We start from the raw sequence: 25708 nt of genomic DNA, 5'->3' as shown, positions 1-25708 counted from the left end.
AAAATTAATTTAAAAGACTTTATTAAATTTGTAGATACGTATAGAAAGTAACAGTAAAATATATGAAGCATCATTCATTCATTATACTTACTACAAAAGATCGATACAATACGTTTATTGGGTTCTGATAAAGATGAAAATAAAAGTTAGAGTATCTCATGAAAAGGATACAAAATATGCTTCCTTAATTTGTAAAATAATTAAAGAATCAGCAAAAAAAAGAGGAACTGGAATAGCTAAAAAAGATCCAGAGTATATTAAATCAATAATGATTCATGGAAATGCAATAATTGCTTTTTGTGATGAAAAATTAGCTGGATTTAGCTATCTTGATATTTTTCAAAATAAAGAATTTGTTGTAAACTCTGGATTGATTGTTTTCCCTGAATTTAGAAAACAAGGATTGGCAAAAATTATTAAAATTGAAATATTTAAACTTTCCAAAAAAAAATTTCCCAATTCTAAAATTTTTAGTATTACTACTAGTAATCCAGTTATTAAAATAAATACAGAACTAGGTTTTAAGCCTGTTGCTTTTAGTGAACTTACTCAATCAGAAGAATTTTGGAAAGGATGTAAAAGTTGTGCAAATTTTGATATTCTAACCAGAAATCAAAGAAAAATGTGTTTATGTACAGGTCTTTTATATAATCCGAATACGAAAAATAAAAGTAAAAAAAACATAAATTATTTGTCTACAGGAGACAAAATAGTTTTAGCTTATAGTGGAGGGTTAGATACCTCTTATTGTTTAAAATACCTCATACAGGAACGATACGAAGTTCATACAGTGATTATTAATACAGGAGGATTTAATAAAGATGAGTTAAAAAAAATTAAAAATAGAGCTTTAAGTATTGGATCCCAATCACATAGGACTATTGATGCTATAGAAGAATACTATCATAATTGTATAAAATATCTTATATTCGGGAATATTCTTAAAAATAATACTTATCCACTTTCAGCAAGTTCAGAAAGAATTTTTCAGGCTATAAAAATAGCACAATATGCAACTTCTATTCAAGCGAAAGCAATTGCTCATGGAAGTACCGGGGCTGGAAATGATCAAATTAGATTTGATATAGCTTTTCAAATTATTTGTCCAGAAAAAATAACTTTATCTCCTATAAGAGATAGAAAAATATCTAGAAAAGAAGAGATTGAATATTTGATAAATCAAGGAATATCTATTTGTTGGGATAAAGCTAAATATTCTATTAATAAAGGAATTTGGGGGACTAGTATAGGAGGAAAAGAAACTCTTACTTCTTATCATGATTTTCCAGAAAAAGCCTATCCAACGAAATTAAGTAGAAAAAAAAGTGAAAAATTAGAATTAGAATTTGAAAAAGGAGAATTGGTAAGTGTAAATCAAAAAAAAGGAAATGCTATAAAAAATATAATAAAAATTGAAAAAATAGCTTCAAAATTTGCTATAGGAAGAGGAATTCATATAGGAGATACTATTTTAGGAATTAAAGGTAGAGTTGCATTTGAAGCCTCAGCTGCAATTATTATTATCAAAGCTCATCATTTATTGGAGAAGCATATTCTTACAAAATGGCAACTTTATTGGAAAGAACAATTGTCTAATTGGTATGGGATGTTGCTTCATGAAGCTCAATATTTAGATCCAGTCATGCGTGATATAGAAAAATTTCTCAATAGCACACAAAAAAGATTAACTGGTACTGTAAATCTCATTCTATATCCTTATAGATTTCATTTAGTAGGAATTAAATCTAAATATGATTTAATGGCATCTTCTAATATGGCTGAATATGGGGAAATGAATTATGCTTGGACTGCAGAAGATGTTAAGGGTTTTACAAAAATTTTGAGTAATCAAATGAAAATGTATCATAATTTAAATAAAAAAGAAGAATGATTCAAATAGGGATTATAGGAGGGAGTGGATACACTGCTGGAGAATTAATTAGATTAATGATTCATCATCCAAAAATAAAGATTAAAAATATAGTTAGCAGAAGCCATACAGGAAAATTTATTCATTTAATTCATCAAGATCTATTAGGAGAAGGAGAAATAGATCGGATAAAGTTTACCAGTGATGTAAGCAAAGAAATTGATATAGTATTTTTTTGTTCTGGACATGGACAATCTAGAAAAGAATTGAATAATATATCCAACAATACTAAAGTAATTGATCTTAGTCAAGATTTTAGGATCATGACTCAATCCATTTTTAACAAAAGAAATTTTATCTATGGATTGCCAGAATTACAAAAAGAATTAATAAAAAAATCGAATAATATAGCCAATCCTGGATGTTTTGCAACAGCAATTTTATTAGCTATTTTACCATTAGCTAAAAATAAATTATTAAAAAAAGATATTCATATTAGTGCTATAACTGGTTCTACAGGATCTGGAAGATCCCATAGTGACACTAACCATTTTAGTTGGAGAAATAATAATATTTCTGCTTATAAAATTTTTCAACACCAGCATTTACAGGAAATTGAACAAACTATTCATCAAGTACAAAATAATTTTTCTTCTAAAGTTTATTTTGTACCTTATAGAGGAAATTTTTCTAGAGGAATTATAACGACTATATATACTTATTCTATTTTTTCTTTGGAAAAAAATAAAGAAATATATAAAGCATTTTATAAAAATCATCCATTTGTAAATATTTCTGACATTAATATCGATGTTAAACAAGTGATAAACACAAATAAATGTATTTTATATCTTATTAAAGATAAGGATCAACTGATTATTATAAGTATTATAGATAATCTTATAAAAGGAGCTTCTGGTCAAGCCATACAAAATATGAATCTTATATTTAATTTTGATGAAACTTGTGGTTTAAAATTAAAATCCGTTCGTTTTTAATCAAAAAAAAAATGAAATTATTTGACGTTTATCCTATTCTAAATATAGAATTAAGTAAAAGCATGGGCTGTTATGTTTTTGATTTACATGGAAATATGTATTTAGATTTTTATGGGGGACACGCTGTTATTTCCATTGGCCATTCGCATCCATACTATGTAAAAGTTTTAACCGAACAAATTAATAAAATATCCTATTATTCTAATAGTGTTTTTTTTTCTAAAAAAAATAGATTGGCTTATCTACTTGGTAAAATTTCAGGATATGAAGATTATTCTTTATTTATATGTAATTCTGGAGCAGAGGCAAATGAAAATGCATTGAAGATAGCTTCTTTTCATACTGGAAAAAAAAAGGTAATTGCTTTTAAGGGTTCTTTTCATGGTAGAACAAGTGGAAGTCTATCGGTTACGGATAACTATAAATTGTTATCTCCTTTCAATGCTCAACATGAAACTATATTTATAGACTATAAAAATATTGATTTTTTAGAAAAAAAATTAAAAGAAAAAGATATTTGTGCTTTAATTACTGAAGGAATACAAGGAATATCTGGAATTATAGATCCAGGTTTTGATTTTTTTTGTAAAGTTAGGGATCTTTGCAAAAAATACGATACTATATTGATTATTGATGAGGTACAAAGTGGATATGGAAGAACAGGATATTTTTTTTCTCATCAATTATATTCTATACAACCCGATTTAGTAACTGTAGCTAAAGGTATGGGGAACGGATTTCCTATAGGAGGAGTTTTAATACATCCTAAATTTAAACCATATTATGGAATGTTAGGAACTACATTTGGTGGAAATCATTTAGCTTGTGCCGCTGGAATTGCTGTATTGGAAATTATACAAAAAGAAAATTTAATTGAAAATGCAAAAAATATGGGAAAAATACTGTTACAAGAATTATGTTTTATTCCTGAAATAAAAAATATAAGGGGAAGGGGGCTCATGCTAGGAATAGAATTTAATTTTCCTATTCAGGATTTGAAAAATATTTTAATTTATAAAGAGAAAGTATTTATTGGCACATCTAACAATCCATATGTTTTACGATTACTTCCTCCATTGAATATTAATGTCAATCATATAAAACTATTTTTAAAAAAATTAAAAAATGCCTTAGCGTATTTATATAAAAAAAATGGAAAATAATAAAAAAATAAGAAAAAAGGCAATCCTTATATTGGAAGATGAAACTAGGTATGAAGCTTATCATTTTGGGGCCCCAGTCTCTTCTTCTGGAGAGGTTGTATTTAATACAGCTATGACCGGTTATACAGAAAGTATAACAGATCCCTCTTATAGTGGTCAAATATTGACTTATACCTATCCTATCATAGGTAATTACGGAATTCCATCTCCTTTTTCTTGTAAAGAATCCATTTCTGAATTTTATGAATCCAATAGTATTCAAATATCCGGACTTATTATTTCTTATTATTCTAATCGTCCATATCATTGGAATATGAGTCTATCCTTATCAGATTGGTTGTATCAAAATGGAATTCCTGGATTGTACGGTATAGATACCAGATTTTTGGCAAAAAAACTTAGAAAAATGGGAGGATCTATGTTAGGTAAAATTTTAATGGAAAATGAAAATCTTCCTTTTTATGATCCTAACCAGTACAATCTTTCTGAAAAAGTATCTATTCATGAAAAAATCATATATGGAAATGGAAAATACAAAATATTACTTGTAGACTTTGGTTTAAAAAATAATATTTTACGTTGTCTTTTACGAAGAGATTGCACTATTATAAGAGTCCCATGGAATTATGATTTTACAAGTGAAGAATATGATGGATTGGTTCTTTCTAATGGACCTGGAAATCCTAAAATTTATGAAAAACCTATACATTACATTCGTATAGCTCTCAATCAAAAACGACCTATATTTGGAATATGTTTGGGAAATCAACTATTGGGAATAGCTGCAGGAGGAGATACTTATAAATTAAAATATGCGCATAGAGGTCATAATCAACCAGTTTTATTATTAAAAACAGGAAAAAGTTTTATTACATCACAAAACCATGGATACGTTTTGAATGCCAAAAATATTTCTAAAGAATGGAAAATATTTTTTAAAAATTTAAATGATGATACTTGTGAAGGTATTATTCATGATTATAAACCTTTCTTTTCAGTACAGTTTCATCCAGAAGCTTCAAGTGGACCTATGGATACCGAATTTTTATTTGATTTTTTTATTAATTCAATTGTTAGAAGTAAATAAAAATTTACCAAAATGAGTATGAAAATAGACAAAGTACTTATCCTTGGATCAGGCGCGTTAAAAATAGGAGAAGCCGGGGAATTTGATTATTCTGGAACACAAGCATTAAAAGCTCTTAAAGAAGAAGGAATTTATACAATTTTGATAAATCCAAATATTGCTACTGTTCAAACTTCGAAAGAAATTGCTGATAAAGTTTATTTTCTTCCTTTGACATTGTTTTTTATTGTAAGTGTTATAGAAAAGGAAAAGCCAAAAGGAATTTTATTGTCTTTTGGTGGACAAACTGCATTAAATTGTGGAATTCAGCTTTTTAAAGAAGGAATTATAGAAAAATATAAAATAAAAATTTTAGGGACCCCTATAAAATCTATTATTAACAGTGAGGATAGAAATTTATTTCGAAATAAGTTGACTAAACTTAACATAAAAACGGCAAAAAGTTTTATAGGGCATTCTATGGATGATGCAGTTTCCTATTCTTTAGAAATAGGATTTCCTATTATAATTAGATCTGCTTATACCCTAGGAGGTTTAGGAAGTGGTTTTGCTAAAAATATTAATGATTTAAAAAAAATAGTAAAGAAGGCTTTTTCTTATTCCTCTCAAATTATTATAGAAGAATATTTAGAAGGTTGGAAAGAAATTGAATATGAAATAGTTAGAGATAATTTCGATAATTGTATTGCTGTATGCAATATGGAAAATTTTGATCCTATAGGAATTCATACAGGAGAAAGTATTGTCGTAGCACCCTCGCAGACTTTAACCAATTCTGAATATTATAATTTACGAAAATTAGCTATATATATTGCAAGAAATTTTAATATAATTGGAGAATGTAACGTTCAATTTGCATTATCTCCTAATTCAGAAGATTATCGTGTTATTGAAGTTAATGCACGTCTTTCTCGTTCAAGTGCTCTTGCTTCTAAAGCAACAGGTTATCCTTTAGCTTTTGTTGCTGCTAAATTATCTTTAGGATACGGCTTACATGAATTAAAAAATTATGTAACCAAAAATACTTCTGCTTTTTTTGAACCTGCATTGGATTATGTGGTATGCAAAATTCCTAGATGGGATTTAAAGAAATTTTATGGAGTTTCTAATAAAATTGGAAGTAGCATGAAAAGTGTAGGAGAAGTTATGGCTATTGGAGGGTCTTTTGAAGAATCCTTACAAAAAGGTATTCGTATGTTAGATATAGGAATGCAGGGGTTCATCAACATAAACATAAATAAAAAAAAATTTGGATCTACTAGACTGTTAAAAGAATCTTTAAAAAAACCTACAGATCAAAGAATTTTATTTTTAGAAAAAGCTTTAGAAGAAGGGGTTTCTATAAAAGAAATACATGATTTAACAAAGATAGATCCATGGTTTTTATACCAACTTGATAATATTTTTCAAACAAAAAAAAAGATAGATCATTTTGATAATTGGAGAGAGATTCCGGATGAATTATTAATAAAAGCGAAAAAAGAAGGCTTTTCTGATATGCAAATAGCTAGTATTTTTTTTTACAAAAAAAATAATCAATACAACATAATTTCTCATTTAGAACAAGAAATAAGAGAATATAGAAAAGAAAAAAATATAATTCCATATGTTAGGCAAATTGATACTTTAGCTTCTGAATATCCTGCATTTACAAATTATTTATATTTAACCTATCATGCTATTCAACATGATATTATTTATGAAAAAGATGAAAAATCGGTCATAACTCTAGGATCTGGTGTTTATAGAATTGGAAGTAGTGTAGAATTTGATTGGTGTTGTGTAAATGCATTAAATACTATTAAAAAAGAATCTTATAGATCAATAATGATTAATTATAATCCGGAAACTGTTAGCACTGATTTTGATGTATGTGATAGATTATACTTCGAAGAGTTGACTTTAGAACGTGTATTAGATATTATTGAACTAGAAGAACCAAAAGGAACAATTGTATCCATGGGAGGACAAATACCTAATAATTTAGTTTTTAAACTTTATGAAAAAAAAGTAAAAATATTAGGAACTTCTCCTATTTCCATAGATAAAGTAGAAAATAGATACAAATTTTCTAATGCAATGGATTATTTAAAAATTGGACAACCTAGATGGAAAGAATTATCCGATTTTGATACTATTTATAAATTTGTAAAAGAAGTAGATTTTCCCATATTAGTTAGACCATCATATGTTCTTTCAGGTGCGGATATGAATGTAATTTCTAATAAAGAGGAATTACAACATTATCTTAGTGAAAAAATATCTATCTCTCCTGAATATCCATTGGTAATTACAGAATTTATAAGAAATGCAAAAGAAATTGAATTAGATGCAGTTTCTCAAAGTGGAAAAATTTTGTATTATGCTATATCAGAACATGTAGAGTTTGCAGGGGTACATTCTGGAGATGCTACTTTGGTATATCCTCCACATAATATATATTTATCTACATTAAAGGAAATCATTCGTATATCTAAAAAAATATCCAAATATTTTAATATATCTGGTCCTTTTAATATTCAATTTTTATCTAAAGATAATGAAGTAAAAGTCATTGAATGCAATTTGAGAGCCTCCAGGAGTTTTCCTTTTGTATCAAAAGTATCTCATTTTAATATGATAGAATTAGCTACTCAAGTTATTCTTGGAAAGAAAAAAAATCAAATAGAACCTAATTTTTTTATTACAAATTTTTTAGGAGTAAAAGCTTCCCAATTTTCTTTTTCTCGTTTACAAGATGCAGATCCTATTTTGGGAGTAGATATGTCTTCTACAGGAGAAGTAGGATGTTTAGGAAATACTTTCGATGAAGCTCTTTTAAAATCCATGCTTTCTGTTGGTTATACCATACCAAAAAAAAATATATTGATATCTGGAGGACCTATTGTATCTAAATTAGATCTTTTAGAGGTTGTAAAACTTTTGCATAGAAAAGGATATATTTTATTTGCTACAGAAGGAACCAATCATTTTTTATCCAATAATGGAATTCCTTCCATAAGAGTTCATTGGCCTAATGTAAAAAAATATTCAAATGTTCTTGAATTAATACAAAATAGAAAATTGGATCTGATTATTAATATTCCAAAAAATTTAAGTAAATCAGAGTTGGATAATGATTATGCTATAAGACGTTATGCCGTAGATTTTAATATCCCTCTACTTACTAATGCACGTTTAGCAAAAGCTTTTATACAAGCATTTTGTAATTTATCTATGGACCAATTATTGATAAAAGCTTGGAATGAATATATATAAATGAATAAGTTTATGAAAAAATTTTTTAGCGTTGAAGATGTAATTAGCGTATATGATATTATTAAAGAAGCTATTTTTTTAAAAAAAAATCCATATGAATTTCAACATATTGGAAAAAATAAAACAATAGGATTGGTTTTTTTTAATCCTAGTTTACGTACAAGAATTAGTTGTCAAAAAGCAGCTTTTAACTTAGGATGTAATACTTGGATATTAGACATTCATAAGGATTCTTGGAAAATTGAAATGAATGATGGAAGTGTGATGAAAATGACACAAGAACATATTAAAGAAGCTATTTCTGTAATGAGTATATATTGTGATATTCTTGCAGTAAGAACTTTTCCGAATCTTTTCGATAAAAATTATGATTATAAAGAAGTTATTTTTAATAAAATATTAAAATATTCTAGAGTACCAGTAGTAAATATGGAAAGTGCTACTTTGCATCCTTTGCAGTCTTTAGCAGATGTAATGACTATTGCAGAATATACATCTTTGTTTAGAAAACGATGTAAAGTAGTATTAAGTTGGGCTCCTCATATAAATCCATTGCCTCATTCTGTAGCAAATTCTTTTTCTCAATGGATATCCAAAATAGATAAAATAGATTTCACTATAACGTGTCCAGAAAGATACGATCTTCATAAAAAATTTTCTAATGGAATTTATACTACATATAACCAAAATGAAGCATTTATAAATGCAGATTTTATTTATGCTAAAAATTGGAGTAGTTATTTAGATTATGGAAAAATATTTTGTACCAATTATGATTGGATGATTACTGAAAATAAAATGAAACTAACCAATAAGGCTAAATTTATGCACTGTTTACCTGTCAGAAGAAATGTTGTAGTGGAAGATGCGGTTTTAGACAGTAAATATTCCATTGTATTGCAACAAGCAGAAAATAGAATTTACGCTTCGCAAATAATTTTTTTAAAAATTATACAATCTTTATTATGAAAATACATATAGTAAAAATTGGAGGTCATTTAATTAATGACCAAAAGGTTATTCGTTCTTCTTTGGAATATTTTAGTAAACTACAAGGATATAAAATATTGATTCATGGAGGAGGAAAAAAAGCAGACTTTATTTTAAATAAAATGGGCATAAACCAAAAAATGATACAAGGTAGAAGAATAACAGATAAAGAAACTTTGGATATAGTTGTGATGACTTATGCAGGGATGATAAATAAAAATATTGTAGCTATATTACAATCTTATCATTGTAATGCTTTAGGTTTATGTGGTGCAGATGGAAATTGTATTCAATCATATTTACGGGATAAAACAAATATTGATTATGGATATGTAGGAGATGTAAACAGTAAAAGTGTTAATACACATTTAATAAAATTTTTATTAAAAAAAAATATAATTCCTGTATTTTGTTCTATCACTCATAATGGAATAGGAAATTTACTAAACACAAATGCAGATACAATAGCAGCCTATATAGCTATATCCTTAGCAAGGGAAAAGGATAGTGAAATAGAGTTACATTTTTGTTTTGAAAAAAAAGGAGTTTTACGAGATATACAGGATTCTGAATCTTATTTTAAGAAAATAAATTTTCATTTATTTCAAAAAATAAAAAAAAATCATACCATAATAAAAAATGGTATGATACCTAAATTGGAAAATGCTTTTTTTGCATTAAAAAATGGAGTATCTAAGGTAAGTATAGGACTTCCTAACTATTTAAATGATCTTAATCATAAGACTATTTTATGTCTGTAGTAAATTTGCAAGTTCTAAAGAAAGAAGCTATAGAACTTCTTATTAAATTAATCAATACCCCTTCTATATCTAAACAAGAAAAAAAGGCCTCTTTTATTATAGAAGATTATCTTCATCAATATGGATTTTATGTAAAAAGAAAGTTTAACAATATATGGACTGAAAATACTAATTTTTCTAAAAAAAAAAATATACGAACTATATTATTAAATTCTCATCATGATACGGTAAAACCAGGAAAAAATTGGATTAACAATCCTTTTACTGCTATAAAAAAAGAAAATAAAATAATCGGATTAGGGAGTAATGATGCAGGAGCTTCCGTTGTTTCATTAATATCTACTTTTATATATTTAAGTAGTTTATCTGAATTACCTTACAAATTAATTCTTTCTATTACTGCAGAAGAGGAAATATCTGGATCTTTAGGCGTTAGAGCAATTTTGCCGGAATTGGGATATATAGATTTAGGAATTGTAGGAGAACCTACAAAAATGCAAGTAGCTATTGCTGAAAAAGGATTAATAGTATTGGATTGCATAGCGGAAGGAAAAACTGGACATTCTGCGAGAGATATAGGAATCAATGCTATTTATATAGCGACAAAAGACATAGAATATTTAAGAAAGTTTTTTTTTAATAAAAAATCGGAATTATTAGGTTTTACTACCTTAAATGTCACTCAAATCCAAGGGGGAATGCAACATAATGTAATACCTGATTTTTGTTCTTTTGTCATAGATATTCGAACCAATGAATTATATAAAAATGAGGAATTGATTGAAATAATAAGAAAAAAAATTAATTCTAAAATAAAACCACGTTCTTATCATTTAAATTATTCTTTTATTGATCCCATGCATCCCATTGTTTTAAAGGCTAAATTGATAGGTAAAAAAACTTATGGATCCCCAACTTTATCAGATCAAAGTATAATGCCATTTTCTACAATTAAAATGGGTGTAGGAGATAGTGTACGTTCTCATACGCCTAATGAATACGTTTTTATTTCAGAAATAATGGAAGGAATAGATATTTATATCTGTTTATTAAAAAACTTTCACTTTTGAATTTAAAACAAAAAAAGTAAATTTGTTATGTTATTTTTAATATGTTCTTTTTAAATGTAAAAAAGTATGTTACAAGAAATAAACGATGATAACTTTGAAAAGTTAGTTTCTAAATCTGATAAACCTATTTTGGTAGATTTTTGGGCACCATGGTGTTCTCCATGTAGAGCTTTGTCTATTTTATTAGAAGAGATATTTACTGAATATCATACAAAAGCATTAGTTATGAAATTAAATGTGGATAAAAATCCAAAAACTTCTTCTAAATATGGAATACGTAGTATTCCTACTATTATTTTTTTTAAAAATGGAGAAAAAAAAGATATGCATATTGGAATTACTTCTAAGGAGGAAATTAAAAAAAAATTAGACGCTTTAATTAAATAGGTATTTTTTGGTCTGGTAGTTCAGTTGGTTAGAATACATGCCTGTCACGCATGGGGTCGCGGGTTCAAATCCCGTCCAGACCGCATGATATAATCCATTATCATTGGATCATTGTTTTTTTTTTATATTTTATTATATTCTCTATGGAGATAATTTTTATATGAAATTTTTTAGATATTTTAATCAATTGTGATAAACGTGCCATAGATCCGTTTTTATTCAATATTTCTACCACTACTGCTACAGGTATGCATCCAGCCATTTTAGTTATATCAATAGCAGCTTCTGTATGTCCAGGTCTTTCTAAAACACCTCCTTTTTTTGCTCTAAGAGGAAAAATGTGACCTGGTTTGTTAAATGCTTCTGGCTTAACTTCGTTTACTAGGGCAAGAATAGTTTTTGCTCTATCTGAAACGGAAATTCCAGTGCTAACACCATCGCCTCGTAAATCTACGGATACAGTAAAAGCCGTTTTTTTAGGATCTGTGTTATTTTTTACCATCATTTTAAGTTCTAATTGATCACATTTTTCTTCTGTTAAGGGAACACAAACTAATCCTCTACCATGAGTAATGAGAAAATTTACAATTTTAGGGGTTATTTTTTCAGCAGCTACCATAAAATCTCCTTCATTTTCACGATTTTTATCATCAACTATGATAATCATTTTTCCATTTTTAATATCCTGTATGGCCTCTTCAATTCCATTTAAATTTTTATCCATATTTTTTTATTTAAAAATCATCCATTACAGTTTTATAAGTCATCCATATACTTATTGGAAAAAAAATAAAATTAGGAATCCATGCTCCTATCCATGGACATATTTCAGCTTTTTCTACTTTATTTTGAGTTAGTGTAAGCAAAATATAATAAATGATAAATATAATCAGTGCTATAATAGTTGGATAACCTATTCCTCCTTTTCTAATTATAGCTCCTAATGGAGCTCCAGTAAGAAACATGATAATGCATGATATTGGAAATGTTAATTTTTTTTGCAATTCTAATTGGAGCTTGTATAAGTATATTTTTTTTTTTAGAATAATTTTTTTCTGATGTTTTAAAAAGTCAATTTTTTCAATCAGATTTTTTGTATCAAGGGGTTTATCGTAATAGTATTTTATTTTTTCCTCTAAAGGAATGTTCAAATTTTGAATTAAAGTATCAAATTTTACAATTTGATAGGAGGATTCATTGGGTACGTTAGTATTATTTTCACTATACAATATCCCATTAATTAATTTCAATTGAATAGATCCATTATTATTTGTCATAATAGTTCCTCTTTGAGAACGAATCGTATTTACAAGTGAATTTTTTTCATAAAAAAAAATAAATATATTATGTAGTTCATTATTATATTTTTTGTCTATTTGTATGAAACAATCTGGTAAAAAATTGACAAAAATTCCTTCCTTTAATTTTAAATAGGGATGAGCTAATGATATTTTATATCCTAATTTTTTAGCTTTAATTTTTGCTTTTGGAATGACAAAATCTGAAAAAAAATACAATCCAATGGATAAAATAATGGTTATACCTAAAATAGGTTTCATGACACGAAAAAGAGATATTCCAGAAGATTTTATAGCTAAAAGCTCTTGATTTTCTGATATTTCTCCAAAAATCATGATAGAACTCAATAATAGAGTAATAGGAGTTACTAATGGAATAATAGATATACCAAAGTAAAAGATAAATTTTAGTATTATTAAAATATCAATATTTTTTCCAGTCAATTCATCTATTTTACTCCAAAAAAATTGAATCATAAAAACGATAAATATTGTGGAAAAAATCATTAAAAAAGGAGCTATAAATAAACGAATCATGTATAAATCAAGTTTTTTCATCATGTATCGATATCCGGTTCAGGAAGTAAAAAATATTCATTTTTTTGATTATTTTTTCCATAAAAATCAACGATTTTTTTAATATCGGATAAATTCATAAAGGGACATTGTAATCGTATCAATTCATTTTTATTAGAAAATAGAAGATCTCCTTTTCCTATCAATTGTTCAGCTCCTGTACAATCTAATATAGTTCTAGAATCTATTTTAGAACTTACTCTAAATGCAATTCTTGCAGTAAAATTGGATTTTATCAATCCAGTAATGACATCAACTGATGGACGTTGTGTTGCTATAATCAAATGAATACCAACAGCCCTAGCCAGTTGTGCAAGCCTAGTTATATATATTTCTATTTCTTTTTTAAAAGAAAAACTTAAATCTGCAAACTCATCAATTATTAGTATGATATAAGGTAAATGATATTTTTTTTTATTATATACATTATATTCTTTAATATTTCTTACCTTATATTTCTCTAAAATAGCATATCTTTTATCCATTTCTTTGCATAAAGAATTTAATATATTTTTTACTTCATGTAAATTGGTAATGATGGGTTTTATGGAATTAGGTAATGTAGCAAAATAAGATTTTGAAATTTTTTTGTATATAGACAATTCTACTTTTTTGGGATCGATTAAAATAAATTTAATATCTTTTGGATTTTTTTGATATAACAAGAAAATAATCATCATATTTAATCCTACAGATTTACCTTGACCAGTTGATCCTGCTATAAGCAAATGAGGCATTTTAGTTAAATCTATAATAAAAATTTCATTAAATACTGTTTTTCCTAAAGAAATCGGTAACTCCATTTGATGACTCTTTTTATCACTTTCTTTTGAAAAAAGAATGTCTTTCATATCAACTATATAGCGTTGATTATTAGGTATTTCTATACCAATAGATCCTTTTCCAGGAATGGGAGCTATAATTCTTATAGATATAGCGGATAAATTTAAGGCAATCTCATTTTTTAAGTTATTTATTTTTGAAATCCTAGTCCCAATCTTAGGATATATTTCATATAAAGTGATGGTAGGACCTATAATAGCTTTAATTTTACATACTTCTATTTTATAATAGTTAAGGATTTGAACTATTTTTTTTTTACTAGATTCCAAATCTATGTCAATAAAAGTTAAATCTTCCTTTTTATTATAATTAGAAAAAATAGAACGTATAATATTTTTAGTATCAGTATTATATACTTTTTTAAATGGAATTTTTACGATTTTTTTATTTAAAATAAAATTACCAATTTTGCATATTGTATCCGTTTTTTTGTCAAAGTATTGTATTTTTTTTTGTATCCCATTTTTTATGTTTGGAGTGTTGATACGAAAAGTAATGATAAAGTAAAAAATAATACTAGTCAAAATAAGTATATATAATCCTACTTTTCCAAATAAATGAATCAATAAATTACCTATTTCAAATCCAAAAACTCCACAGAGAATTCCTTCATCAGGAATCATAAGATGTAAAGTTATTGGAAGCCATATACTGAAAAATATAAATTTATATATTGTTGATTTATAGAAATTATTAAGAAATTTTTTTTTTGTAAAAAGAATTTTTAATCCTGTTAAAAATAACAGTATAGGAATAAAAAAAGCACTAATTCCTATTCCAGAGTGAATAAAATAATGAGATATAGCAGAACCTATTTTTCCAAGTAAATTTTCTGCTATAATTTCTTTATCAAAAATTTTTGATAGTTGACTTTGATCATTTTTCCAATGAAAAAAAAAAGAAAAAAAACTTAAAAATAAAAAAAGGCTATTTCCTAGTAAAAAAAATCCAAAAATGGTTTTTATAATTTTATTTTCGTTTATTATTTTTTTTTTTGAAATTTTTTTGTACATAAAAAAGTAGTTCTGAAAAAGAAATTTAATTTTTTTTAAACTTTTTTTATAAAAATTTATTATATTGTAATATAATAATAAAATAAAAAAATGAAAAAAACAAAAATTATTTTCCTTATTCTTTTATTTTTTTATCCTTTTCATAGCCATTCAGAATCAGAAATAATAAAAGAAAAAAAAACAAAAAATGAAAATACTCATTTGAACATATTTATAGATTTTACGAATAGTATGAATTCTATAGTAAAAAAAGAATTTTTTGAAGGTTCTCGTTTTAATGAAGACTATTTAAATTTAGAAGTGAGAGGAAAGGCAAATGAAAAAATAAGTTATTCTTTTGCAAAAAAATTGAATCAAACAAATAAAATGCTTGATTTAGCTTATTTAAAATATAAGTGGAATGATAAACTTTATTTTTTAATAGGAAAACAACCTGCTTCTTTCGGAAGTATGGAATATGCTAATAGTTTCTATGAATCCGCATATAGGTATACGGATGTATACAAAAATAAGGAGAATCCTGTTGGATTCAATTTTATTTATCTTCCAATAAAAAATCATGAATTACAATTTCAAATTGTAAATAGCATTACTAGTTCAAATACAAATAATAAGGAAGAAAATAAAGTGAATCATCCTATGGGCTATTCTGTGAATTGGAATTGGAGTTTTAATAAAATAATACAAAACAGATGGTCTTATTCTATTTTTCAAGAAAAAGAAAATAAAAAATTTTGGAAATTACTAGCTTTAGGTAGTAAATTATATTTGAAACCTTTTTCTATAGAAGCAGATTATATATTAAGTGATGAAGATATAGAAAGAAATGGGGATATAACAAAAATATTACGGGAATGTAATAACGATTATCATAATACTGCTTCTGTAAAATATGGAACTTATTTAGTAAAATTGAAATACAATTTTATTCCAAAATGGAATTTTATTGCAAAAGGAGTATATGAAATGGGAACCTCTAAAAAAGGAATAAATGATATTTTAGGTGAAAATAAATTATTTAAAAAAGCATATACTTATTATGGTGGTATAGAATTTCTTCCAATAAAAAATGAAGATCTTAGTTTTCATTTTGTCTATCAAAATCAAAGATCTAACTACAATTTAGATAAGATTAAAAAAGAAAATAAGAATAATCATTTTATTATTTTAGGATTTAGTTATCGTGTTAAGATCATTTAAAAAATAAAAAAATATCGAGATATATCCTCGGTATTTTTTTATTTTTTATGTATTGATATGAAATATGAAAATAGTACTTTATTTTGGATCATTTAATCCCATACATTTAGGACATACAATCATTGCTAATCATATTACAGAATTTTTAGACATGGATCATGTTTGGTTTGTTGTATCTCCACAAAATCCATTAAAAAAAAAAATCTTTTAGATTATGAACACCGTATGGAAATGGTTAAAATTGCTGTTTATGGTTATGAAAAAATGAGTGTTTTGTATAATATTGAATCTGGATCTTTTCCTTCTTATACAATTCATACATTGTATAATATAAAAAAAAAATATCCTAGGAATAGATTCTCTATTCTTTTGGGAAAAGATTCTTTTTTTTCTTTAAAAAAATGGAAAAATTATAAAATTATTTTAAATAAATATGATATTTTTGTTTATCCTAGAATTGGTAATTTTTTCAATTCTGTTCCTTTTTTTAAACATAATAAGGATAATATAATTTTTTTGAAAGCTCCAATTATTGAAATATCTTCTTCTTTAATTAGAAATGCGATTCGAGAAGGAAAAAATATGAAACCTATGCTTCATCCAGAAGTTTGGAATTATATGAAAAAGTATAAGTTTTATAGAAAAAATAAAAATTAATATTTATTATAATATTGATGAGCTTTTTTTAATAATCTTATAAATTGCAGTTCTTCGAATACTTTTTTTATGGAATGCCAATTTGGTTTCTTGATATGGAATTTTTCCTCATGAAAATAAAAAAGGGGAATATTAGTAACAATAGTAATTAATTTTTTGTATAAAAGACCTAAATATTTATTTTTTTCAATATTTTTTTTTATTTTATCGTTAAGATCATGAGGTGAATTTAAAAAATTTTCAATACTTCCATATTTTTTAATAAATTTTATAGCGTTTTTCTCTCCTATTCCTGGTAATCCTGGGATATTATCAGAAGGATCTCCCATCATACTCCATAAATCTATAACTTGTTTTGGATGTTTTACTCCAAATTTTTTTTTTATATCCTCTATTCCTAATATTCTTTTTGTTTTTCCTTTAAAAGGTGGAATATAAACTTTAATATTTTCTGTGATCAATTGAAAAAAATCTTTGTCCAAAGTAATTATATAAATGAGATATCCTTTATTTTCTGCTTGTTTAGCTATGGTTCCGATCAAATCATCGGCTTCATATCCATTTTTAGCATATAAATAATAAATTTGAAAGGTTTTTAAAATTTTTTTAATATAAGGAATAGCCATGCAAATAGCTTCTGGTGTTTTTTTTCTATGTGCTTTATATTTGTAATATTCTTTTTTTCTAAAAGAAATTTCTTTTTTTGTATCAAAAATAGTAGCCATATAAGATGGCTTTTCATCATTTAATGTGTTTATCAATAAATACGTAAAATTTATGATAGGAGAAGTGTTTAGTCCTTTGGAAGTAAAAAGAGGATTCTTTATAAAAGCATAAAAACTCTGATAAATAATAGGATATGCATCAATTAAAAATAATTTTTTAGTCATATATCAATTTGCAATTTTAATATGAAAAATGAAAAAATCAAATAAATATACAGTAACTGCTGCTTTACCATATGCAAATGGACCAATTCATATAGGTCACTTAGCAGGAGTTTATTTACCTGCAGATGTTTTTGTTCGTTATCTTAGACAAAAAAATAGAGATGTTATTTTTATATGTGGATCGGATGAACATGGAGTACCTATTGCAATGCAAGCTAAAAAAGAAAAAAAAACTCCTAAAGAAATAGTAAATAAGTATCATTACATGATTAAAGATTGTTTTACTAATTTTGGGATACAGTTTGATAATTATTCCAGAACCTCAAAAAAAATTCATTACGAAATTTCTACTTCTTTTTTTAAAAAACTTCATGAAAAAAAAAAAATTTTTGAAAAAGTATCTGAACAATTTTACGATGAAGAAACTAAACAATTTTTACCGGATAGGTACATATCCGGTACATGTCCACATTGCAATAAAAGCGATGCTTATGGAGATCAATGCGAAAATTGTGGTAGTTCTTTAATTGCTGAAGAATTAATACATCCAAAATCTACTATAAGTGGAAGTTTTCCAGTTTTAAAAAAAACTAAACATTGGTATTTCCCTTTGAATCAATATCAAAAATTTTTAGAAAAATGGATTTTAATTAGTCATAAAAAAGATTGGAAAGTTAATGTATATGGACAAGCAAAGTCTTGGTTAGATCAAGGATTAAAACCTCGTGCTATAACGAGAGATTTGAATTGGGGAGTTCCTGTTCCTATAACACAAGAAAAAGGAAAAGTTTTGTATGTGTGGTTTGAAGCACCTATAGGATATATTTCTTCTACCATAGAATGGTCTAAACGAAAAAAAATAGATTGGAAACCTTATTGGAAGGATAAAAATACCAAATTAATTCAGTTTATAGGAAAAGATAATATTGTTTTTCATAGCATAATTTTTCCAATTATACTTAAATCATATAATAGTGGATATATTTTACCGAATCAAATATTGGCTAATGAATTTTTAAATTTAGAAAATAAAAAAATATCTACTTCTAAAAACTGGGCTGTGTGGGTACATGAATATTTAGAAGATTTTCCAAATCAACAGGATACACTTCGTTACATTCTCATAGCTAATATGCCAGAAAAAAAAGACAATAATTTTAATTGGAAAGACTTTCAAAGAAAAAATAATACTGAATTGGTTGCTATATTAGGAAATTTCGTAAATAGAAGTTTAACTTTAGTTAAAAAGTACAATAATGGCATTGTTCCTCATCCTGGAATTTTATCTATAAAGGATAAAAATATTTTAAATAAAATAAAAAATTATCCAGAACATATAGGGTATTTTATTGAATCCTATAAATTCAGAGAATCTTTAACATGTTTTATGGATTTAGCTAGACTTGGGAACAAATACTTAACAGAAGAAGAACCTTGGAAAAAAAAAGAAAAAAAACGGATAGATACCATTCTTTATGTTTCTTTGCAAATTGTTGCAATGTTAGCTTTATTAGCAGAACCCTTTCTTCCACATACTTCTAAAAAATTGTTAAATATGCTTCGTTTAAAAACATTTTTTTGGAAAAAAATAAAAAATATTGAAAAAATATTATGTCCAGGGCATTTATTAGGACAATACACTTTTTTATTTAAAAAAATAACTAATGAAAGTATTCAAAAACAAATAAAAAAATTGGAAAAAATACTTTAAGAATAGCGGAGAGAGAGGGATTCGAACCCCCGGAGGTATTTTCCTCAACGGTTTTCAAGACCGACGCAATTAACCACTCTGCCATCTCTCCATTCAATTTACATGTTTATTTCCACTATATTTCTTATAATATCTTGCATAGTTTCTCTTTTTCTTATTAGAAAATCTTTTCCATTCAAAATCATTACCTCAGCAGGTCTATAACGAGAATTATAATTCGAGGACATAGAAAAACAGTAAGCTCCCGCATTTTTTATGCACAAAATGTCTCCCTCACGGATTTCTTTAATTTTCCGGTTCAAACCAAAAGTATCTGATTCGCAAATATACCCTACCACAGTATAAAAACGAAAACGACCATTTGGATTAGAAATATTTTCAATACAGTGATAAGCATCATAAAACATAGGACGAAGGAAATGATTAAAACCTGAATCTACTCCAGCAAATACAGTAGAAGTCGTATGTTTTATTACATTTACATGAACTAAAAAATATCCAGATTCACTCACCAAAAATTTACCTGGTTCAAAAATCAAAGTCATTTTATTTCCGTAATTTTTACAAAATTTTTTAAATTTTTCTGTAATATAATTACTTAAGGAAGTAAGATCTGTTTTTATATCATTTTTAGTATATGGAACTTTAAACCCACTACCAAAATCAATATAATCAAGATTTTTAAAATCTATAGCAGTTTGAAACAATACTTTCGATACTTCTAAAAATGTTTTAATATTTGATATATCAGATCCTGTATGCATATGAAATCCTTCTATTTTTAGTCCTGTATTTTTTAATATTCTTTTCATATGAGGAATTTGATAGTAAGAAATGCCAAATTTTGAATCAATATGTCCAACTGAAATTTTTAAATTACCTCCTGCCATAATATGCGGATTTATTCTTATTCCTACAGAATAATCTGAGTAATTTTCTCCAAACTGTTCTAAAATGGATAGATTATCTAGGGTAATTCTAACTCCAAAACCAACGGCTTTTTTTATTTCTTGAATGGAAACACAATTAGGTGTGAATATAATTTTTTTAGGCTTAAAACCAGCTTTTAATCCTAGCTCTACTTCCTGTATAGATACTGTATCCAATCCACTTCCCAATTTTTGTAAAAATTTCAATATATTCAAATTTGTATTAGCTTTACAAGCGTAATTAATGATTAAATTTTTGATTCCACTAAAAGCATTTTTCATCTTCATATATTGTTTTTTTATTTTAAAAAAATCATATATATAAAGTGGAGTTCCGTACTTTTTTGCTAATTTTATTAAGTGTTCTCTATGAACTGTCTCATTTATATTTTCTAATTCATTCATCATATTAACTAAAAATAGGATCAAAAACTTTTTTACAATAAAGCTAAATGAATCACATCATTCATATTTATAACATAATCAAAGGTTAATCCTTTTAAATGTTCCGGTTTAATTTCTTCTACATCTTTTTTATTATCCTGTGAAAGAATAATTTCTTTAATATTAGCACGTTTAGCTGCTAAAATTTTTTCTTTAATTCCACCTACAGGAAGAACTTTTCCTCTTAGAGTTATTTCTCCTGTCATCGCTAAATTAGGTCTTATTTTTTTTTTTGTAAAACTTGATACTAAGGATGTTAACATAGTAATTCCTGCAGATGGACCATCTTTAGGCACTGCTCCTTCAGGAACATGAACATGTATATTTTTTTCTTCCAACATGATAGGATCTATGTTAAATTCTTTATAATGAGCTTTAATATACTGCAAAGCAATTGTAGCAGATTCTTTCATAACCTCTCCTAAATTACCAGTAATACTTAAATTTCCTTTTCCCTTAGATAAACTGGATTCAATATATAAAATATCTCCTCCAAAATTAGTCCATGCTAATCCGGTTACTACACCTGGAACATTATTTTCTTCATAACGATTTGGATCATTTGGAATACCAAGAATTTTTTCTATTTTTTCAATACTTAAATGTTTTACATATTTTTTATTCATAGCAATATGCTTGGCTACATAACGTGCTAATTTAGCTATATGCTTTTCCAGAGTTCTTAATCCAGATTCTCTGGTATAACTTTCAATGACTTTTTCTATTTGCTTTGTCCCAAGTTTCAATTCATATTTTTTTAATCCATTATCTTTTAATTGTTTAGGAAGTATGTGTTTTTTTACAATTTGTGTTTTTTCTTCTACCGTATATCCATTCATTTCTATGATCTCCATTCTATCTATGAGAGCTGGTTGTATATGAGAAAGTGTATTTGCTGTAGCAATAAACAATACTTTTGATAAATCATAACCCATTTCTAAAAAATTATCGTAAAATGAGGTATTTTGTTCTGGATCTAAAACTTCTAACATGGCAGAAGAAGGATCCCCATTTGTTCCTAAACCCATTTTATCAATTTCGTCAATAACAAAAACAGGATTTGAAGTTCCTACTTTTCGTATAGATTGTAAAAGTCTACCAGGCATAGCACCTATATAAGTTCTTCTGTGTCCACGTATTTCCGACTCATCATGTAATCCACCTAAAGAAATACGCACATATTTTCTTTTCAGTGCAGTGGCTATAGATCTTCCTAAAGAAGTTTTTCCTACTCCAGGTGGTCCATAAAAGCATAGAATAGGAGAACGCATATCTCCTCTTAATTTTAAAACAGCTAAATATTCTATAATACGCTCTTTTACTTTTTCTAATCCATAGTGATCTCTCTCTAATATTTTTTGTGCATATTCTAAATCGAAACTATCTTTTGAATATCTTCCCCAAGGAAGATCAATCATCAATTCTAGATAATTTCTCTGAACCGTATATTCTGGCATTTGAGGATTAGTTCTTTGCATTTTTAGCAATTCTCTATCAAACTGTTTTTTTGCTTCTTTTGGCCATTTTTTTTTGGAAGCTTTAACACGCATGTCATCAATTTCTTTTTCATAAGAAATATCTCCTAATTCTTCTTGTATCGCTTTAATTTGTTGATGCAAAAAATATTCTCTTTGTTGCTGATCCATGTCACTACGAACACGGGATTGAATATCGTTTTTTAATTTAATTTGTTGATGTTCAACATTTAAAAATCGCAATGTTTCCATCGCTCTTTTTTTTAAATCATCGTATTCTAACAATTTTTGTTTATCTTTAGTAGCTAAATTCATATTAGCTGCTACAAAGTTTATTAAGAAAGAAGGACTTTCTATATTGCGAATAGCAATGCTTGCTTCTGATGGTATATTTGGGTTATCCTGAATAATTTTTATAGCGATTTCTTTTATAGATTCTACCAATGCAAGGTATTCTTTATCTTTACAAGAAGGTTTGTTTTCTTCTAAAGCTATAATTTCTGCTTTAAAATATGGATCGTTTTGAATAAAACGATTTACTTTGAATCTTCTTTTCCCCTGCAAAATAACAGTTGTATTGCCATCAGGCATTTTTAATAATTTCAATATTTTAGCAACCGTTCCAATAGAATACAAATCTTTTTCACTAAGATTTTCTATTCCAGAATTCTTTTGTGTTAATACTCCAACTGTTTTATCTAATCCATAAGCATCTTGTAACAATTGGATGGATCTACTTTTTCCAGCTATAATTGGAAAAACAATTCCAGAATACAAAACCATATTTCTGACTGTTAAAATACATAATTGTTCAGGAATATCACCTTTAAGTAACTGATCTTCTTCATCTTGACTCATTAAGGGTATAAACTCAGCTTCAGACTCAAATCCAGATTCTGTAAATATATTTTTTAGTAACATAAAAAAATAGATTTCTTACTTCAATGATGTATGAATTCATATAAGAATTATCACCACTTCAAAATTAAATATACTGTTTTCTATATGAAATACAAAACCATCGATACAGACTATTTTTCTTTTGAATTTATTATAACAATCGTTAAAAAATTTTTTATTTTTTTGCTTTTTTAAGCATATCCAAAAAAAGATTTTCTGTTAAAATTTTTACATGATTTTTTTCCATACTTTTTTTTAATTTTGATCCAAAATTTTTTCCAACTACTATGAAATTAATTTGATTATTAACAGCATTATATACTCTTCCCCCTAAATTTTCTACTATAGATTTAGCTTTGTTTCTAGTCATACTAGATAGTTTTCCTGTAAATACAAAAGATTTTTTTTCAATAGAAGAAAAAGAATATTTTTTAATAAAATAAAAATGTAATCCATATTTTATCAACATTTTAACTATGTGTTGATTTTCCTTAGATGAAAAATGAGTGATTACGCTTTTTGTAATTTTTTTTCCTATACCTGAAATAGAAATTAAATGATCGTAATTTGCATGCATTAAAGAATGTATATCCAAAAAGTATTCTGTTAATTTTTTTGAAATATATTCTCCTACATGACGAATTCCTAAAGCATACAATACTCTATGATAGGAATTTTTTTTTGATTTTTTTATATTATTTATAATGTTTTCTGCCAATTTATCTTTTACTCCATCTATTTGAAGTAAATCTTCTTTTTTCAATTCATATAAATCATAAAAATTACATAAAAAACCTTTTTTGTATAGTTTTGTAATTATTTTATTACCAATATTTTGTATATCCATAGCCTTTTCACTTACAAAATGTTTTATTTTTTCTATTATTATAGAATAACAGTTTGGATTGTTACAATAAAATAATTCATTCTTTTTTTCTAAAATGCTATTGCATGATGGGCATTTTTTTAAAAATAAGACAGGAAAGGCTTTACTCAATCTTTTTTTTATATTTATTTTTGTTACTTTTGGGATAATACTGCCTCCTTTTTCTAATAGAAGGGAGTCTCCATAATGAATTCCCATTTTTTGTATAAAACTGTCATTATAAAGTGCTACTCTTCTTACTGTTGTACCAGAAATTGAAATAGGATCTACATTAGCAACAGGAGTAATTATTCCAGTACGTCCTATTTGAAATGTAATATTTAATAATTTTGTTTCAGACAATTTTTGTTTAAACTTGTAGGCAATGGCCCACCGTGGATATTTATTGGTGAATCCTAAAATAGATTGTTTTTTGAATTCATTTACTTTAATAACTATACCATCTGTATGGTAGGGAAGTTTATATTTCCATAACTTCCAAAAGTCTATGAAATGGAATACTTCTTCCATGTTATTACAAAAACGTGCTGTTTCTGGAATTTTTGGTACTTTAAATCCCCAATTTTTTATGTATTTTATAGCTTCATATTGTGTGTTAAAAGGCAAATTTTTTCCTATTACATGAAATGCTATACAAAATAAATCTCTTTTACGGACTTCTTTCTGATCATTAGTTTGAAGTGTTCCACTCGCTGTATTTCTTGGATTTGCATAAGGTTTTTGTCCATTTTTTATACGTTTTTTATTTATTTCTATAAAATTTTTTATAGGAAGAAAAATTTCTCCACGTATTTCAAGATACGAAGGATAACTGCAGCTACTTCCTTTTAATTTAATGGGAATATATTTTATAGTTCTTATATTGTCTGTTACATTTTCTCCTTTTTCTCCATTTCCACGAGTGATAGCATTTGTTAATAAACCATTTTGATAAATTAAATTGATGGATACTCCATCATATTTTAATTCGCAGACGAAGGATAAAGAATGAATTGATTTACTTATTTTTTTTTTCCAAATTATTAATTCTTTTTTAGAATAAGTATTTTGAATAGAATACATTTTATACTTATAAAAAACTGTTGTATTAGGTTTATTCCCCTCTGCTCCTATTTTTTTTGTTGGAGAATTAGGGTCATAAAATTCAGGATATTTTTTTTCTAAAAAAGACAATTTTTTTAATTTTTTATCAAAATGATAATCGGATATGTCTGAAGTATCCAAATTATAATATGTATAATTATATTTTGATAATTCTTTTCTTAGTTTAGATATTTTATTTTTTATATTTTTATCCATAGA

At 26.2% G+C, this 25708-nt stretch carries 18 protein-coding genes, 2 tRNA genes and 1 pseudogene; 13 read left to right on the top strand and 8 right to left on the bottom strand.

The features are described from left to right. Positions 1-133 precede the first annotated feature (133 nt). The 10 genes from H0H59_RS01625 (at position 134) to H0H59_RS01580 (ending at position 11667) form a co-directional block, all read left to right on the top strand. Positions 134-1891 (top strand): argininosuccinate synthase domain-containing protein, encoded by a 1758-nt coding sequence (locus tag H0H59_RS01625; RefSeq protein WP_185861908.1) that lies wholly within the window; start codon positions 134-136, stop codon positions 1889-1891. After that, positions 1888-2868 carry an N-acetyl-gamma-glutamyl-phosphate reductase gene (gene argC / locus H0H59_RS01620; RefSeq protein WP_185861907.1) on the top strand — a complete coding sequence of 327 codons (981 nt, stop codon included), beginning with the start codon at positions 1888-1890 and terminating at the stop codon, positions 2866-2868. Before H0H59_RS01625 ends, argC begins: the two co-directional genes overlap by 4 nt. 11 nt (positions 2869-2879) lie before the next feature. After that, positions 2880-4031, top strand: coding sequence for an aspartate aminotransferase family protein (locus tag H0H59_RS01615; protein ID WP_185861906.1), 1152 nt, complete (start codon positions 2880-2882; stop codon positions 4029-4031). Further along, a complete protein-coding gene (carA, locus tag H0H59_RS01610) occupies positions 4021-5118 on the top strand; it encodes a glutamine-hydrolyzing carbamoyl-phosphate synthase small subunit (RefSeq protein WP_185861905.1) in 1098 nt (365 codons plus the stop codon). The genes H0H59_RS01615 and carA overlap by 11 nt, the downstream gene beginning before the upstream one ends. Before the next feature lie 18 nt (positions 5119-5136). Then, on the top strand, positions 5137-8376 hold the full coding sequence (gene carB / locus H0H59_RS01605) for a carbamoyl-phosphate synthase (glutamine-hydrolyzing) large subunit (RefSeq protein WP_185861904.1): 3240 nt from the start codon (positions 5137-5139) through the stop codon (positions 8374-8376). A 12-nt stretch (positions 8377-8388) separates the two neighbouring features. Then, complete coding sequence (locus H0H59_RS01600) at positions 8389-9345, top strand: N-acetylornithine carbamoyltransferase (RefSeq protein WP_185861903.1); 957 nt, start codon at positions 8389-8391, stop codon at positions 9343-9345. Then, the gene (gene argB / locus H0H59_RS01595) at positions 9342-10127 is read left to right on the top strand and encodes an acetylglutamate kinase (protein WP_185861902.1); all 786 of its coding nucleotides are present in this window, start codon (positions 9342-9344) and stop codon (positions 10125-10127) included. Before H0H59_RS01600 ends, argB begins: the two co-directional genes overlap by 4 nt. Then, positions 10118-11197, top strand: coding sequence for a M20 family metallo-hydrolase (locus H0H59_RS01590; protein WP_185861901.1), 1080 nt, complete (start codon positions 10118-10120; stop codon positions 11195-11197). The genes argB and H0H59_RS01590 overlap by 10 nt, the downstream gene beginning before the upstream one ends. Positions 11198-11263: 66 nt before the next feature. Continuing rightward, entirely contained in the window at positions 11264-11584 is a 321-nt protein-coding gene (trxA, locus tag H0H59_RS01585; protein WP_185861900.1) for a thioredoxin, read from the top strand. A gap of 9 nt (positions 11585-11593) precedes the next feature. Continuing rightward, positions 11594-11667: transfer RNA gene (locus H0H59_RS01580), tRNA-Asp, on the top strand. Between the two features lie 17 nt (positions 11668-11684). Here H0H59_RS01580 and ribB read toward each other — a convergent pair. From ribB to H0H59_RS01565, 3 genes are read right to left on the bottom strand one after another with little or no spacing between them, the layout of a single operon-like run. Beyond that, entirely contained in the window at positions 11685-12308 is a 624-nt protein-coding gene (ribB, locus tag H0H59_RS01575; RefSeq protein WP_185861899.1) for a 3,4-dihydroxy-2-butanone-4-phosphate synthase, read from the bottom strand. Between the two features lie 10 nt (positions 12309-12318). Next, positions 12319-13440 carry an LptF/LptG family permease gene (locus H0H59_RS01570; protein WP_317167908.1) on the bottom strand — a complete coding sequence of 374 codons (1122 nt, stop codon included), beginning with the start codon at positions 13438-13440 and terminating at the stop codon, positions 12319-12321. Then, on the bottom strand, positions 13440-15314 hold the full coding sequence (locus H0H59_RS01565; protein ID WP_185861897.1) for a DNA translocase FtsK 4TM domain-containing protein: 1875 nt from the start codon (positions 15312-15314) through the stop codon (positions 13440-13442). The genes H0H59_RS01570 and H0H59_RS01565 overlap by 1 nt, the downstream gene beginning before the upstream one ends. A 90-nt stretch (positions 15315-15404) precedes the next feature. On the opposite strand from H0H59_RS01565, the gene H0H59_RS01560 reads away from it, so the two are divergent. Beyond that, on the top strand, positions 15405-16514 hold the full coding sequence (locus tag H0H59_RS01560; RefSeq protein ID WP_185861896.1) for a porin: 1110 nt from the start codon (positions 15405-15407) through the stop codon (positions 16512-16514). 64 nt (positions 16515-16578) lie between these two features. Beyond that, a pseudogene (gene nadD / locus H0H59_RS01555) lies at positions 16579-17171 on the top strand (nicotinate (nicotinamide) nucleotide adenylyltransferase). Here the strand turns inward: nadD and H0H59_RS01550 are convergent. After that, positions 17168-18061 carry a 5'-3' exonuclease gene (locus H0H59_RS01550; RefSeq protein WP_185861895.1) on the bottom strand — a complete coding sequence of 298 codons (894 nt, stop codon included), beginning with the start codon at positions 18059-18061 and terminating at the stop codon, positions 17168-17170. The pseudogene nadD and the gene H0H59_RS01550 overlap by 4 nt on opposite strands. A 28-nt stretch (positions 18062-18089) precedes the next feature. Between H0H59_RS01550 and metG the strand changes: the two genes are divergently transcribed. Continuing rightward, a complete protein-coding gene (metG, locus tag H0H59_RS01545) occupies positions 18090-19772 on the top strand; it encodes a methionine--tRNA ligase (RefSeq protein WP_185861894.1) in 1683 nt (560 codons plus the stop codon). A gap of 6 nt (positions 19773-19778) precedes the next feature. Here the strand turns inward: metG and H0H59_RS01540 are convergent. The 4 genes from H0H59_RS01540 to ligA all read right to left on the bottom strand — a co-directional run bounded on the left by H0H59_RS01540 (position 19779) and on the right by ligA (position 25705). After that, positions 19779-19863 (bottom strand) — tRNA-Ser (locus tag H0H59_RS01540). Positions 19864-19870: 7 nt separating this feature from the next. Beyond that, the gene (gene lysA / locus H0H59_RS01535) at positions 19871-21109 is read right to left on the bottom strand and encodes a diaminopimelate decarboxylase (RefSeq protein WP_394798653.1); all 1239 of its coding nucleotides are present in this window, start codon (positions 21107-21109) and stop codon (positions 19871-19873) included. Between the two features lie 29 nt (positions 21110-21138). Further along, positions 21139-23541: an endopeptidase La gene (lon, locus tag H0H59_RS01530; protein ID WP_185861893.1), complete on the bottom strand. Its 2403-nt coding sequence runs from the start codon at positions 23539-23541 to the stop codon at positions 21139-21141. A 154-nt stretch (positions 23542-23695) separates the two neighbouring features. Continuing rightward, complete coding sequence (ligA, locus tag H0H59_RS01525; protein WP_185861892.1) at positions 23696-25705, bottom strand: NAD-dependent DNA ligase LigA; 2010 nt, start codon at positions 25703-25705, stop codon at positions 23696-23698. Positions 25706-25708 lie beyond the last annotated feature (3 nt).

This window comes from Blattabacterium cuenoti, assembly GCF_014251715.1.
GTDB lineage: Bacteria > Bacteroidota > Bacteroidia > Flavobacteriales > Blattabacteriaceae > Blattabacterium > Blattabacterium cuenoti_M.
The sequence above is the reverse complement of the archived record's forward strand: the minus strand, read 5'-3'. Positions and strand labels throughout refer to the sequence as shown.